The organism is Staphylococcus sp. AS1337 (assembly GCF_051408735.1).
Lineage (GTDB): Bacteria > Bacillota > Bacilli > Staphylococcales > Staphylococcaceae > Staphylococcus > Staphylococcus xylosus_B.
Genome location: NZ_JBOIHZ010000013.1, coordinates 23,651 through 37,687 on the forward strand (window position 1 = coordinate 23,651; position 14,037 = coordinate 37,687).

16 protein-coding genes are annotated in these 14,037 nt (G+C 32.8%); all 16 read right to left on the reverse strand.

Annotation, left to right across the window (positions count from 1 at the left end; all coding sequences use genetic code 11):
* Positions 1–3: 3 nt before the first annotated feature.
* The gene (purR, locus tag ACSUE0_RS14205) at positions 4–828 is read right to left on the reverse strand and encodes a pur operon repressor (protein ID WP_017722007.1); all 825 of its coding nucleotides are present in this window, start codon (positions 826–828) and stop codon (positions 4–6) included.
* A gap of 19 nt (positions 829–847) precedes the next feature.
* Positions 848–1,696 carry a 4-(cytidine 5'-diphospho)-2-C-methyl-D-erythritol kinase gene (gene ispE, locus ACSUE0_RS14210; protein ID WP_436957784.1) on the reverse strand — a complete coding sequence of 283 codons (849 nt, stop codon included), beginning with the start codon at positions 1,694–1,696 and terminating at the stop codon, positions 848–850.
* 354 nt (positions 1,697–2,050) lie between these two features.
* On the reverse strand, positions 2,051–2,314 hold the full coding sequence (locus ACSUE0_RS14215) for a Veg family protein (protein WP_029379202.1): 264 nt from the start codon (positions 2,312–2,314) through the stop codon (positions 2,051–2,053).
* A 99-nt stretch (positions 2,315–2,413) separates the two neighbouring features.
* Positions 2,414–3,304, reverse strand: coding sequence for a 16S rRNA (adenine(1518)-N(6)/adenine(1519)-N(6))-dimethyltransferase RsmA (gene rsmA / locus ACSUE0_RS14220; RefSeq protein ID WP_436957786.1), 891 nt, complete (start codon positions 3,302–3,304; stop codon positions 2,414–2,416).
* Complete coding sequence (gene rnmV / locus ACSUE0_RS14225) at positions 3,305–3,856, reverse strand: ribonuclease M5 (protein WP_119613773.1); 552 nt, start codon at positions 3,854–3,856, stop codon at positions 3,305–3,307. It abuts the gene before it with no gap.
* Between the two features lie 133 nt (positions 3,857–3,989).
* Positions 3,990–4,763 (reverse strand): TatD family hydrolase, encoded by a 774-nt coding sequence (locus ACSUE0_RS14230; protein WP_017722002.1) that lies wholly within the window; start codon positions 4,761–4,763, stop codon positions 3,990–3,992.
* Between the two features lie 25 nt (positions 4,764–4,788).
* Positions 4,789–6,765, reverse strand: coding sequence for a methionine--tRNA ligase (metG, locus tag ACSUE0_RS14235; RefSeq protein WP_119613772.1), 1,977 nt, complete (start codon positions 6,763–6,765; stop codon positions 4,789–4,791).
* A gap of 338 nt (positions 6,766–7,103) precedes the next feature.
* Positions 7,104–7,937 carry a 16S rRNA (cytidine(1402)-2'-O)-methyltransferase gene (gene rsmI, locus ACSUE0_RS14240; RefSeq protein ID WP_436957789.1) on the reverse strand — a complete coding sequence of 278 codons (834 nt, stop codon included), beginning with the start codon at positions 7,935–7,937 and terminating at the stop codon, positions 7,104–7,106.
* Positions 7,938–7,940: 3 nt separating this feature from the next.
* A complete protein-coding gene (locus tag ACSUE0_RS14245; protein ID WP_017721999.1) occupies positions 7,941–8,189 on the reverse strand; it encodes a GIY-YIG nuclease family protein in 249 nt (82 codons plus the stop codon).
* Positions 8,182–8,907, reverse strand: a complete 726-nt coding sequence (locus ACSUE0_RS14250; RefSeq protein ID WP_119613770.1) for a tRNA1(Val) (adenine(37)-N6)-methyltransferase — start codon at positions 8,905–8,907, stop codon at positions 8,182–8,184. Before ACSUE0_RS14250 ends, ACSUE0_RS14245 begins: the two co-directional genes overlap by 8 nt.
* Positions 8,908–9,020: 113 nt before the next feature.
* Entirely contained in the window at positions 9,021–9,362 is a 342-nt protein-coding gene (gene yabA / locus ACSUE0_RS14255) for a DNA replication initiation control protein YabA (protein ID WP_119613769.1), read from the reverse strand.
* 15 nt (positions 9,363–9,377) lie between these two features.
* Positions 9,378–10,181 carry a PSP1 domain-containing protein gene (locus ACSUE0_RS14260; RefSeq protein WP_119613768.1) on the reverse strand — a complete coding sequence of 268 codons (804 nt, stop codon included), beginning with the start codon at positions 10,179–10,181 and terminating at the stop codon, positions 9,378–9,380.
* A 2-nt stretch (positions 10,182–10,183) separates the two neighbouring features.
* Complete coding sequence (locus tag ACSUE0_RS14265; RefSeq protein ID WP_119613767.1) at positions 10,184–11,110, reverse strand: DNA polymerase III subunit delta' C-terminal domain-containing protein; 927 nt, start codon at positions 11,108–11,110, stop codon at positions 10,184–10,186.
* A gap of 134 nt (positions 11,111–11,244) precedes the next feature.
* Positions 11,245–11,574 carry a cyclic-di-AMP receptor gene (locus tag ACSUE0_RS14270; RefSeq protein ID WP_017721994.1) on the reverse strand — a complete coding sequence of 110 codons (330 nt, stop codon included), beginning with the start codon at positions 11,572–11,574 and terminating at the stop codon, positions 11,245–11,247.
* A 26-nt stretch (positions 11,575–11,600) separates the two neighbouring features.
* Positions 11,601–12,218: a dTMP kinase gene (gene tmk / locus ACSUE0_RS14275; RefSeq protein ID WP_107552058.1), complete on the reverse strand. Its 618-nt coding sequence runs from the start codon at positions 12,216–12,218 to the stop codon at positions 11,601–11,603.
* Position 12,219: 1 nt separating this feature from the next.
* On the reverse strand, positions 12,220–13,563 hold the full coding sequence (locus ACSUE0_RS14280) for a lysine decarboxylase (protein WP_436957793.1): 1,344 nt from the start codon (positions 13,561–13,563) through the stop codon (positions 12,220–12,222).
* Positions 13,564–14,037: the final 474 nt, after the last annotated feature.

Below are 14,037 nucleotides of genomic sequence, written 5' to 3' on the forward strand. Positions count from 1 at the left end.
CCTTTAAGAAAATTTAGTTAAACTGTTGCCTTGTTCCACCTTAAATTCCTGATTGTATTCATCTACATCAGATAATCTAACTAAGGAAGTATAATCTTCAATTAATCTTTGCTTAACTTCTTTTGATTCTACTAGTACCGATACCCCTTTAACATGTGCTTTAAACTCATTCATTAAATTCATCACACCATTTATTGAACCACCGGCACGCATGAAATCATCTACGACAAGTACATTGGAATTTTCAGGTAATGTTCTCTTTGATAGAACCATTGTCTCGATTTTTCTAGAAGAACCAGATACGTAATTTATAGAAACTGTAGAACCTTCAGTCACTTTATTATCTTTACGTATAACTACTACAGGTAAATTCAGTACATTTGCAACTGAATTTGCAAGTGAGATCCCCTTAGTAGCAATTGTTACAATAGCATCTAACTCTTCATCCATATATAGTGTTGCGATTAATTTACCAACCCGATTCAATAATGTAGGATTACCCATTAAATCAGATAAAAATAAGTAACCACCTGGCAGTAAACGTTCTTTCTCTTGTAAATGTTCTATCACTTCATCAATCACTTCTGTCGCTTCTGCTTTACTCATCTCAGGTTTATAAGTAACACCACCGCTAGCACCTGCAGTAGTAATCACTGTCCCAAGTTTTTCTTTTTGAAAAGTTGTTTTAATAATTTGAACATCTTCACTAATGGAAGACTTTGCTTGCTTAAATTTTTGTACAAAATACGTTAACGGTATCAACTTATTCGGATTGTTCATTAAATATTGAGTCATATAAACAATTCGTTCACTTCTTTTATAGCGCATTCGATTCATCCCTTCTCAATTAGCCTAATAATCTTACAATGTGTACTTCATTACAACAACCGTTAACAGCATTGTATACGTGCTTTGCTTGTCGTTCTTTTCGTGTTAATCCATAAACAGTAGGACCACTACCACTCATAACAGCGCCATCTGCTCCATTCTCTAACATATTAGCCTTTATTTTCAAAATTTCTGTATGCATCTTACCCGAGACAGGTTCCAATCGGTTCGACAGACTCTTACATAATAGGTCATAATCCTCTGCAATTAAGGCCGCTTCACATGCTTTAGTATGTACATTATAAGGTTGTTTTAAATCCAGTTTTTTAAATATATCAGGTGAAGATATACCTAAATCAGGTTTAGCTACTACCACCCATGCAGAAGGTGGCTTATCTAAAAATTTAATGATTTCACCTTTTCCTTTACATAATGCAGTTTTTCCTAAAATACAAAATGGAATATCTGTTCCAATCTGTATTCCCAACTCACATAGTTCTTTAAGCGGTCGATTTAAATTATATAATCGATTCATCCCTCTCATTGTTGCTGCAGCATCAGTAGACCCACCTGCCAAACCAGCTGAGACAGGAATATTTTTTTCTATAGTAATAGTTATACCTTGCTTCAAATTATAGGTCTTTTTCATTAATTCTGCAGCCTTATACGCTAAATTTTTGTTATCGGAGGGAACATAGGATTGTTCTACGTCAACAATTATCTTTTTGTCTTTACGTAGTTCAAATGACAATCTATCATTCAAATCAATTGTCGTCATTATCATTTCAACTTCATGAAAACCATCATCTCGTTTAAAGAGTGTGTCCAACGTTAAATTTATCTTCGCTGGTGCCGTTTCATATATCATATTCCCACCCTCTTCCAATTCGATATGGTAATAAAATGATTTTAACATATTGTTAACATTGCGTTGTTAGTTTTTTTAAAACTTAACACTTTCTATTGCTACTTTATTAGTAAAAATCATTAAATAGCGTTGACTAAAATTAAAAATATATTTCTTAACTTACTATTTTACAATATTGTTTATTATAGATAAAACTATTACCTACTCTTAAATGCAATAATATTAATATAACAAAAAAGGTATGTTAGCGTCATTACACCAACATACCTATTATTTAAATTCGTTCTCATATTAACATTTAAATTGAAATGCAAGGCACCATCATGTGCCAAACTTAATTTAAATTTATTTTATTTAGTGTGCAATTGCTTCTTGATGATTATCACCTTCAAAAGAAACTTGTACGTTTTCAGTTAAAACATCAGTGTATGTATAGGATACACGCTCAAAATTATAAATATCTTGATCTAGTTCAACAATAAAAACAGAAGGGTATGTCTCTTTTAAAACACCACTACGTTCAATTGTTTTTTTACGTCCACCATTCGCTTTAAGTACAATTCTGTTCCCTAATTGACAATCAAGTGAATTTTTGATGTCTCCAATAGATTTTGGCATATTGCTCCACCTCGCTACAAGTTGTATAATAACACATTTTGAGGGTTTTTGTCAAATAAAATCTTAATTTTAGCAAGGTAAAGCGCACTTGTCAATAATTTAAAATTCTAATTCTGGGAAATTTTTCAATTCATTGTATAAATGTGCAAATTCTTTTATTGAAAGCGTTTCTCCTCGCCTTCTCGGGTCTATATCACTGGCTTCTAACCAATCGAGTATCATTTGTTTATTAGCTTTGCCGTCTACAAATAAACTTTGATAATTATTATTAATTGTCTTACGTCTTTGACCAAACGCTCCTTTTGTCATTTTGAAAAATTTATCTTCATCATCTACAGTAACAATCGGTGTGTCGCGCTTCATTAATTTAACTACAATAGAATCTACATTCGGTGGTGGTAAGAATACAGCTTTAGGTACAGTTAGCACTTTACTCGTTTCTGTATAATATTGTGCCACAATTGATAATGAACCATACGCTTTTGTGCCGACTTGTGCATTGAGACGTTCTCCTACTTCTTTTTGCATCATAACTACATAACCATCAATTGGTAATGATTGTTGCATTAAATTTAATAAAATAGGTGTTGTAATGTAATATGGTAAGTTAGCTACTACCATTATTTTCTTACATTCAGAAAAATGTTCAGCAACATAATGCGCAATATCTGCTTTAAGTATATCCTCATTTATTATAGTCACATTTTTATATGGTCCCATTGTATCTTCAAGTACAGGCATTAGACGTTGATCAATTTCAAAGGCAACCACTTTTTTAGCATTTTTAGCCAATTGCTCCGTTAATGAACCCATACCAGGTCCTATTTCTATTACGCCTGTATGCGCATCAATATCACTGGCCTCAATGATATTATGAATAATATTCACATCAATTAAAAAATTCTGTCCTAAACTCTTTTTGAAATTAAATCCATATTGATTAAGTAATGCTTTAGTTCGCGTTGGTGTTGCAATATCTTTATATTCCATTTAACTTTCACTTCCCTCATTATCACTTAATGCATTTCTAACATCTGTTTCTGTATAACCAAATGCATTTAGTTTATTCAACAACTGTTTACCATTAGAATGACCAATATGCAATTTACGGCCTAACAGTTCCCTTTTTTTACGTGCATCTTTACCAACGAGCAAGCCTAAATCAATCAACACGTCTTTACTTATTGATTCGTGCCCTTCTTCAAAAGGCGTACTTACATTCATTAATGCTTCTTTAATATCATCAATATTAGCATGTTCTACACCTATTTTCCCGCGTTTGTTTTTAGCCTTATCGCGGTCAATATAGGCATGTTTAACACCCGGAATGTATTTTTGAATTGTATTCCTTATTTTATCACCTGGGAAATCTGGATCAGTAAGTACAATGACCCCTCTAGTTTCATATGCCCGTGCAATAACCTCTAAAGTTGCCTGATTGATAGCACTACCATTTGTCTCAATCGTATCACATTCAACCGCTCTTTTTACTCGTTCTGTATCGTCTCTACCTTCAACTACAATAAATTCATTTATCTTCATTTATTGTTACACCTTTCATTACTCACTTCGGTTTAGATAAAAATAAAAAAGGTATCGGCGTAAATTATGATGACTACTTAGCCTGTATTTTATCAACTAAGCCTTATCTCAGACCGATACCTTTTGTAATATTTTATGCTTTTAAATTAAACAATCGTTCTGCATTTTCAGTTGTTTGTTTACACACTTCTTCATAACTCACACCACGTAATTCAGCAATTTCTTCAGCAACTAGTGTTACACGTGCTGGCTCATTACGCTTACCTCTATAAGGGTGTGGCGATAGAAATGGCGCATCTGTTTCAACTAACAATCTATCAAACGGTACATGCTTTGCAACTTCTTTAGGTTGTTTAGCATTTTTAAATGTTACAGGACCACCTAAAGAAACATAAAAGTTCAATTTATTAATGACATCATCCGCAATTTCAGGAGAAGCACTAAAGCTATGCATAATACCGCCAATATCTTCTGCATGCTCTTCTTTCAAAATATCTATACAATCTTGAGTTGCTTCTCTATTATGAATGATAATTGGCAGATTAACACGTTTTGCCAAGGCTATTTGCTTTCTAAATAACGCTTGCTGAATATCTTTAGGTGATTTATCCCAGTGATAATCCAAACCTGTTTCACCGATACCAATCACTTTAGGATGCGCCGCAAGTGATTCAATCCATTCTAATCGTTCTTCTGTACAATCAATCGCATCAACAGGATGCCATCCAATGATACCGTAAATAAATTCATATTGGTCAATGAGTTCCATTGTACGCTCAACTGTAGGTGTATCAAAACCAACTACAAACATGCGATCTACACCATTTTCTTTAGCACGTTCAATAACCGCTTCTAAGTCTTCGTCGTATTGATCTGCATTTAAATGAACATGTGTATCGATTAGCATCTTTTAACCGCTCCTTAATTTGTGGTTATTTAATTACTGATCCATTTGGAATCGCGCTTGGTAAGCTAACAAGTGTTAGCACACCATCTTTTTCAGCTGATAAAATCATACCTTCTGATTTTCTACCCATTAATTTAGCAGGTTTTAAGTTAGTCACAACAGCAACCTTCTTACCTATAATATCTTCAGGTTGATAGTATTGTGCGATTCCTGAAACAATCTGACGCTGTTCGTTATCTAAATCTACTTGAATTTTCAATAACTTATCAGATTTCTTCACTTGTTCAGCATCAATAATTGTTGCAGCTTTAATTTCTACTTTGTCAAAATCTTTAATATCAATTTGAGCTTTTGCTGGGATTTCTTCTTCTACCTCTTCTTCTTTCTTTTCAGGTTGCATTGATTCTTTTATATAGTCAATTTCAACCGCGCTATCTAGACGTGGGAAGATAGGCTGTGGTTTATCACTCACCATGATCGGTTCAGTTAAAGCACCATATGTTTCAATACTTTCAAGTTCAAACAGCTCTGGTGTATTTATATTCAACTGTGTAAAGATTTGTTTTGGCGCATGTGTAAGAAATGGTCTTAGTAACACTGCAATAATACGAATATTCTCTACTAAGTGAGCCATGACATTGCCAAGCATTTCTTTTTGTTCTTCATCTTTAGCTAATACCCATGGTGATGTTTCATCAATATATTTATTCGTACGACTAATGAATTTCCATATTGTTGAAAGTGCTACTGAAAATTGTAAATCATCCATGTTTTCATGGAATGTCTTCACAGTATCTAGTGCCATTTGCTCCATATCTTTATCTAATTCATGTTTAGAACTTTGATATGCAGGTAATTCACCGTCAAAATATTTATTAATCATTGAAATCGTACGATTCACTAAGTTCCCTAAATCATTTGCTAAATCATAATTTGTACGTTCCACAAATCCTTCAGGAGTAAATACACCATCAGAGCCAAATGGTAATTCACGCATTAAGTAATAACGTGTAGCATCTAAGCCATAACGATCAATGAGTACATTAGGGTCTACAACATTCCCTTTAGATTTACTCATTTTACCATCTTTCATAAGTATCCAACCATGTGCGAACACTTTTTTAGGTAACGGTATATCTAATGCCATTAATAAAATTGGCCATATAATAGAATGGAAACGCACGATTTCCTTAGCCATTATATGAATATCTGCCGGCCAATATTTTTTAAATAAACTATCATCATCAGATAGATAACCTAATGAAGAAATATAGTTTACAAGTGCATCAATCCAAACGTAAACAACGTGTTTTGGATTCGATTTAACATGAATCCCCCAATCAAATGACGTACGTGACACTGCTAAATCTTCAAGGCCAGGTTTAATAAAATTATTAATCATTTCATTTTTACGTGAAGGTGGCTGAATAAACTCAGGGTTTTCATCGTAAAATTCTAATAAACGGTCTGTATATTTAGATAAATTAAAGAAGTAACTTTCTTCTTTAACCAATTCCACTTCATGACCAGAATCTGGACTTTTACCTCCAACAATTTCTCCATTTTCGAAAACTGGATCAACTAATTGCGTTTCCGTGTAATATGTTTCGTCTGGTACTGAATACCAACCCTCATATTCACCAAGATAAATATCATTTTGAGCTAATAAACGTTCAAAAATTTGTTGGACAACTTCTTTATGACGTGCTTCCGTAGTACGAATAAAATCATCATTTGAAATTTCTAATTTTTGCCATAAATCTTTAATACCAGCAATCATTTCATCTAAATATTCTAATTCTGATTTTCCAGCTTTATGTGCTTTTTCTTGTATTTTTTGCCCATGTTCATCCGTACCTGTTAAATAACGAACATCATAGCCTTGCATTCTTTTATAACGTGCGATTACATCACCAGCTGTTGTTGTATAAGCATGACCGATATGTAAATTCCCACTTGGATAATATATTGGTGTAGTGATATAAAAAGTTTCTTTCGCCATCAATGTTCCTCCTCGATTCTTACACTATAAATATATCTAAATTCATTTTTGTTTTCAATGAAGCAGATGTGTATTTCTATTCCGATTTATATGTTAATCATCATAAAAATTCTTTGGATAGCATACTAGTCATATCCAGCGTTTTTAAGTTTTAATTTTGCTATAATTTAAATATGATTAATAATCTCTATCTTATCTACATTACCATAAATCGCGCATGTTATGGGAGTTTTTCAACTCTTTTTTCTTGATTAAATTCGAATTTGTGGTATGTCCTTTTACTTAGATCTATTAATTAGTAAATCAAACTACCTATGATTTGATCCTCCACAACATACTTAAACTTCATGATAGATGTCATAAACTTCACTTGTCTTCATTTGGCGTAATTCTGCTACCTGTTTAATCGCCGCTTTTGGTTTCATACCTTGATTTATATGATAATCAACGTGTGCTTTGAGCGACATATCTTCAAACCAAGCTGTATCTTCGACTGGTTCTGCACCTTCAATAATTACTACAAACTCACCTTTAGTTGGAATACTTTCGTCATTAAGACGATCTAGCACATTTCCTACATAGTCAGTAACAATTTGTTCGAATTTTTTTGTCAACTCTCTCCCTACAGACACTTTACGCTCTCTATCAACCTTTTGAATGGTTTTAATTGTATCTTTTACACGATGTGGCGACTCGTAAATAATTAATGTGCTATTTTCATACATACGTTGTTCCAAATATGATTGTTTTTGTTTGTCTTTTCGTGGTAAAAAGCCTAAAAACGTATAAGTAAAGGAAGGTAATCCACTTGCCATTAGTGCAGTTAAACCTGCGTTTGGTCCGGGTATAGTCTCTACTCTTATACCGTTTTCTCTAGCTGCAACAACAAGTTCATATCCAGGGTCACTGATTAATGGCAAACCTGCATCTGATACTAATGCTATGTCAATACCTTGTTGTAATTGTTCAATAAGATAATCTGTTTGCTGTTCTTTATTATGGTCATGGTAAGATTTGAGTGGTGCTTGTATTTCATAATGTGCGCATAATTTTTTGGTCACTCGTGTATCTTCACATGCAATCAAATCTACGGTTCTTAAAGTATCAACAGCGCGATATGTAATATCCGCCAAGTTACCAATAGGCGTTCCTACTAAATATAATATCGACATAACCTAATCCTCACTTATTAATTCTAATTTTTGTTGACGTGTGTATGTTTTAATTTCATACTCACGTTTCAATGCTTCAGACTTTGTAGCGAACATTTCTTGATAAACGAGTTGTACCGGACGTCTTATTTTCGTATATTTAGCGCCTTGTCCATTATTATGTTTAGCTACTCTCTGTGTAACATCTTTTGCATAACCCGTATATAAACTACCATCTTTACATTTAACTATATAAATATAATGTTTATCCATAATATATTTCTCTCATTTCCTCGGTGTAACTGCCATCATTATTATAAATATAAAATGGTGGCTGTATGTCTAAACCTTGGTTACCACTTTTTCTACCTTCCACAACTATTGTTTGCGCCACTTTGTCTTGTTTACTATATACAAAATAAAGTTTTTTAGGCTCAATTTGATATGCTCTCATGTAACTTAAGACATCCATAAGACGTTCAGCTCTATGAACCATTACCATACGTCCACCTTGCTTTAATAAATGTCTCGCTGCTAAACAACAATCTTCTAATGTACACATTATCTCATGCCTAGCTATTTTATGCGCATCTTTTTGATGTTGATGTTGTTGATTGACTTTAAAGTAAGGTGGATTACAAGTAACAAGGCTATATTGTGAAGGCATAAATTGTTGATGTGTGTCCTTTAAATCCATATGATACATGTGGATTCTATCTTCTAATTGATTATATGTGACACTTCTTTGTGCCATATCAACTAGTTGTTGCTGAATCTCTATACCATCTATATTTTGTTGCCCTTTATCTGAAAGTAATAGAGGGATAACTCCATTCCCTGAACACAAATCCATAATCGTATCTTGCTTTTTAACTTTTGTAAAATGCGCGAGTAATAGTGCATCTGTAGAAAAAGAAAACACTTCATCATTTTGTATAATTCTTAAGTTTTCTTTTGTTAAATAATCTAATCTTTCATCTTCTAAAAGCATCTTTCTAACCTCCAAAAAAGAGGATAAGGTAACGATGCTTAATAATCAAGCCTATCGTTACTGCTCATCCTCAATTACATATGATTACTATTGATTTTGTTCTGTATCAACTTTTATTCAGTTAATACTTCGAGACAGAATAAGCAATCATCGCCTTTTCTATGTTTCCCAAATAATTCGCCATTACAAATATGGAACCCCTCTTTATAAAGCATAGCCAAATTATCTTTACTGCGAAGTGGTTGTTTAACAGGGATTTTCTTACCTTGTTCTACATTTTTAGATTGTTCTTCTTTATCTATCAATGTTTTTAGATTCTCATTCTCGATTTGTAAGGCGACATTTTCTTCAATTAATTCAACCGTAAGTTTTTTCAAATTAACCATATCAGTATTGATTTGATTAATATTTGATTCTAAATTCGCTAATTTTTCAAATATGTCGCTACGATTCAATGTTATTTTGGCCTCCTAATTTAATGTCTCTAATTCTTCCATTTTATATTCAAGTGGCTGTTCAAGTCCTTCCACTTTTACTTGCATAGAAATATCTAAGATGTTTAGGCCAATTACTTTACCATTACCTTCTGGCGTTTTAATAGCTTCTCCTACATCAGGTAATTGGGCACGCGCCTCTTCATAATAGTCATTTTCATATTTAAGACAACACATTAAACGACCGCAAGCCCCTGAAATTTTAGTAGGATTAAGTGATAAATTTTGATCTTTTGCCATTTTTATAGATACTGGTTCAAAGTCACCTAAAAACGTAGCACAGCATAAAGAACGTCCACACGGTCCAATACCACCAAGTAATTTTGCTTCATCTCTAACACCTATTTGTCTTAACTCAATACGTGTTTTTAGTTTTTGAGCTAGAACTTTTACTAATTTTCTAAAATCAACGCGTTCATCCGATGTAAAATTAAAAATTACTTTTGATTTATCTAATGTAAATTCACAATTAACTAGTCTCATTTCTAAACTTTGTTGTTGAATCGTATTTTTGCATAATGCCATTGCCTCTTCAGCATCTTTTTCATTTTGCTCATATTGACTTAAATCCTCATCTGTTGCATGACGGACGATTTCTTTTAAAGGTAGTGTTACATCTTCATCTGCAACATCTAACGGAGCATATTTTACACGCCCCATCTCTAATCCTCTTTTAGACTCAACTACCACCCAATCATCTACATTTAAATCGAAATCTTTTGGCGAATAGTATTCCATTTTCCCCGATTTTTGAAAACCAATTCCTACTACATTTTGCATGTTTAACTCACCCCTTTTATCACAATCTGTTCAAATACTAATGTCGGATTAACATTTTGGTTTAATTTTTTATGTGCTTCTGTTATTTGATCATACATCAAAATAATTTGATTATATGTTAATTTTTCAGAAAATACTTTTACTTCTTCATGCAAATCACGATATATAATATTATCATCCATTCCTACTTTAGCATGCATAACATCTTCAAAGAAACCATTAACTGCGGCTAATGTAACTAACTGTAAACGACGATTTTTAGCCTGTTTTAATAAATCGACAATCGCTATCAACGCCATTGAACGATTTGTTAACAACAATTGGCACCATTTTATAATACTTTTACGCAATGCCATCAGGTCTGCCTCTTCGTTTATCGCTACTGCAGTTTCAATTTGGGTTGTATATGTACTGAACAATTCTGCTACAGGGCGCGAAATTTCGCGTTCGATTAATCTTTCTATAAAGATAGACTTATCTATTGGCTTAAAATATACATGCTGACATCTAGAATGAATAGTATCTAAAATTTGTTCTGGTTTCGTTGTTAATAAGATGGCTATCGTATTATCAGGTGGTTCTTCTAAAAATTTTAAAATACTATTTTCACCTTGAACGGTTAACTTCTCAAAAGATTCAATAATATAAACTTTATAGTCACCTTCGATAGGTAGTTGATTCATATGATGTACTAATTGTTCTACTTGATCTTTTTTAATCGTAGTTTCTTCGGAAGATATATACATAAAATCTGGATGATTAAATGTTTCTACTTTTAACTGACATTGATTGTCTTGCCCACATAGGATTAATTTCGTGAAATCAATTGCGACTTGCTGCATGGATTGTCCATCATCGCCCTCAAATAAATAAGCGTGCGACAGTTTACTTGATTGATACGCTTTTGTCAGTCTTTCTAACTCATCCATCATAAAGTTACTCCTTTATATAAAAAGGCTGCTTATACATAGTAACCTTACAAAGCACATTACTTAAGTTCATGAAAATTTAATCTTAAGTGGAAATGTAATTTGAAAGGCCACTATATATAGCAACCATGATTCTAAAATTGATGGAAAGCATCAACTGGCATTACAAATACCGTTGCTCCTCCAACCTCTACTTCAACCGGATATGGAATATAAGAATCTGCACTGCCACCCATTGGTGTTATAGGTGATACAAGTTGCTCTCTATTACCACAAGTGTCATTAATAACTTTTAGCATTTCATCAACTCGGTCATCTTCAACACCAGATAAAAACGTTGTATTACCTGCTCTTAAAAAACCACCTGTTGTTGCAAGTTTCGTTGCTCTAAAGTTATGTTTAACAAGTTTATCTGAAAGTTCTTGACTATCCTGATCTTGTACGATTGCTATAATCATTTTCATATTAAACACCTCTTCCCAGTATTATATCATAATTTTTCTAAGTATTTGATGATAGATTCATACGTTGCGTTAACTACTTTTTCTACACTCTGATCTGCATCTATTACCATAAAGCGTTCAGACTCATTATGAATAATTTCTTTATAACCTTCAACTACTTTTTCATGAAATTTTACATCTTCTTGATCTAAACGATTTTGATTTCGTTGATTTTTTAAGATTCTTTCTCTTCCAACTTCTACGCTGACATCAAGATATATCGTAATATCTGGATACAAACCATTAATAGCAAATTCATTAATAGATTTCACTTCTTCTATTCCTATTCCCCGAGCATAGCCTTGATATGCTAAGGAACTATCAATATATCTATCACATAATACTAATTTACCACTATTTAATGATGGAATCACCTTACCTACGAGATGTTCGCGTCTAGAAGCAGCAAATAATAATGCTTCTGTTCGATCATCCATATCATCTCCTTCAAGCAATACTTCACGAATTTGCTCTCCAGTTTTCACACCACCTGGCTCTCTGGTGAGTACAACTTCATATTCATTTTCTAATTTTTTTGCTACTTGCTGTATGACAGTAGTTTTCCCTGAACCTTCAGGACCTTCAAAAGTTATAAAAGCTGACATTTTATTCATCCTTAATTTCAATTTTATGTTTTTTAATTCCTTCTACTCTTATATGGTGTTCACACCAATAATTCATTAATTTTATCATATTTTCTGTTATTATTTCTCCTTTTAGCATTACTGGTATACCTGGTGGATAAGGTACAATATTCACTGCTAAAATTTGATTTTCAGCTTCATTTATATCTATACTTTTAACTTTTGCTATTTCATCAGGCCAATAAAAACCACATATGTCATAATCAGGAATATCATAATCTATGTTATTAAACCTTTTTTCTACTTTTATTTGTTTTATTCTGTCGATTAAGTCTTCAAATGGATATTTATCGTCTTCATGCCACAGAGGTAAGACGAATAGTACTTGATATTCATCTGCTAGTTCTACATAAATATCTTTATCTTCAAAGAACTGTTGTAATTCAATACCTGAATAGCCCATGCATTGTATATTCAACTTCAATGGATCATTTACTTCAACTATATGCATCCCTATAGACTCAATAGCGTGAATACATTTCTTTCTTTTTTCAAAAAACAAGTTAGTATTATAATTTTCATAAAAATCATGTGCTAACTCTAAACTATTCATAAGAAGATACGAAGGACTTGAAGATTGAAAATACGTTAAGTACTTCAAGACTTTTTCACGCTGTGCCGCATTTTTATGAATAAATATTATTGAACTCATTGTTAGTGACGGCAATGTTTTATGATATGACTGCACAACATAATCTGCTCCTAAATTCAACGAAGACTTTGGGAAACCTGGTAAATCAAAGTGTGCACCATGCGCTTCGTCTATTAACGTAGGTATTTGATGAACCTTTGTATACTTTAGTATCTCTTCAACATCAAAACATTCCCCATAATAGTTAGGATATGTAAGAACTAATAGCTTCGTATCATTCAATTGTTGGAACAGTGCGTTTTTCTGAGGGCCTAAATATTGTTTTGTTTTTATACTCATATCCATACCCAATAATCGACATGGTTCATGAACTAAATCTAAAGCATGAAAAACAGACTTATGAGCATTTCTTGCAACAACATATCGACCTTGAATATTTGAAAAACCTTGTATTACTGATAAAATACCTGATGTTGTCCCATTGACTAAATAAAATGCATCATAATCAGGATGTTTTTTCACATTAACCATGCTTTGTGCTATAACACCTTCAGGATGATGTAAATCATCTAAACCTGTTATTTCAGTCATATCCATTTCAAACTTTAGTTGATTAATATAACCTATTGTCGCATTTTTATGTCCCGGGACATGCATAGAAATTGGTTTTCTTTCTAATAACTTATTAAACTTTTTCTTTAATGGTAGTGACATACAACACCCACTTTTCAAACTTCAATTTTCATTATATTTTAACATATTTAAAGAACTCCTCATAAACTCATATAAATCTTGTTATTTCCTCTTTTAAAGCATCACCTCTCATTCTATTGAGTTAATAGTGGTTATACATGGACTTTTGCTCATGTCCCCCCTCTGACATCACCAATTACTTTTAGTTGAAATTAAGATTTTCCCGCATAAAAAAAGACCCTGTTGGGTCCTCAATTGCCTGCAAAGTTCCACTTTTAAATTCTAATTTCTAAATTTATTAAGGTAGACTCGTAAATCTCTTATCATATTATATTTCTCTGTATTAGTGAGACTTATACATGAGCAAAGCTCATGTATTTCCCTTTTCCTACTCTTGAGGAACATAAGTCTGCTACCCTCGGCTCTAAAGACCTTTCTTGCCGTGAGACAAGCGCTCGCATCTTTCCTCACTTGCACGCTCTCCTTACTCACTTA

Bases quoted from the DNA above. Each gene is read 5' to 3' on its own strand.
- purR (WP_017722007.1), bottom strand. From the start codon at position 828: ATGCGCTATAAAAGAAGTGAACGAATTGTTTATATGACTCAATATTTA.
- ispE (WP_436957784.1), bottom strand. From the start codon at position 1,696: ATGATATATGAAACGGCACCAGCGAAGATAAATTTAACGTTGGACACA.
- ACSUE0_RS14215 (WP_029379202.1), bottom strand. From the start codon at position 2,314: ATGCCAAAATCTATTGGAGACATCAAAAATTCACTTGATTGTCAATTA.
- rsmA (WP_436957786.1), bottom strand. From the start codon at position 3,304: ATGGAATATAAAGATATTGCAACACCAACGCGAACTAAAGCATTACTT.
- rnmV (WP_119613773.1), bottom strand. From the start codon at position 3,856: ATGAAGATAAATGAATTTATTGTAGTTGAAGGTAGAGACGATACAGAA.
- ACSUE0_RS14230 (WP_017722002.1), bottom strand. From the start codon at position 4,763: ATGCTAATCGATACACATGTTCATTTAAATGCAGATCAATACGACGAA.
- metG (WP_119613772.1), bottom strand. From the start codon at position 6,765: ATGGCGAAAGAAACTTTTTATATCACTACACCAATATATTATCCAAGT.
- rsmI (WP_436957789.1), bottom strand. From the start codon at position 7,937: ATGTCGATATTATATTTAGTAGGAACGCCTATTGGTAACTTGGCGGAT.
- ACSUE0_RS14245 (WP_017721999.1), bottom strand. From the start codon at position 8,189: ATGGATAAACATTATATTTATATAGTTAAATGTAAAGATGGTAGTTTA.
- ACSUE0_RS14250 (WP_119613770.1), bottom strand. From the start codon at position 8,907: ATGCTTTTAGAAGATGAAAGATTAGATTATTTAACAAAAGAAAACTTA.
- ACSUE0_RS14260 (WP_119613768.1), bottom strand. From the start codon at position 10,181: ATGCAAAATGTAGTAGGAATTGGTTTTCAAAAATCGGGGAAAATGGAA.
- ACSUE0_RS14265 (WP_119613767.1), bottom strand. From the start codon at position 11,110: ATGGATGAGTTAGAAAGACTGACAAAAGCGTATCAATCAAGTAAACTG.
- ACSUE0_RS14270 (WP_017721994.1), bottom strand. From the start codon at position 11,574: ATGAAAATGATTATAGCAATCGTACAAGATCAGGATAGTCAAGAACTT.
- tmk (WP_107552058.1), bottom strand. From the start codon at position 12,218: ATGTCAGCTTTTATAACTTTTGAAGGTCCTGAAGGTTCAGGGAAAACT.
- ACSUE0_RS14280 (WP_436957793.1), bottom strand. From the start codon at position 13,563: ATGTCACTACCATTAAAGAAAAAGTTTAATAAGTTATTAGAAAGAAAA.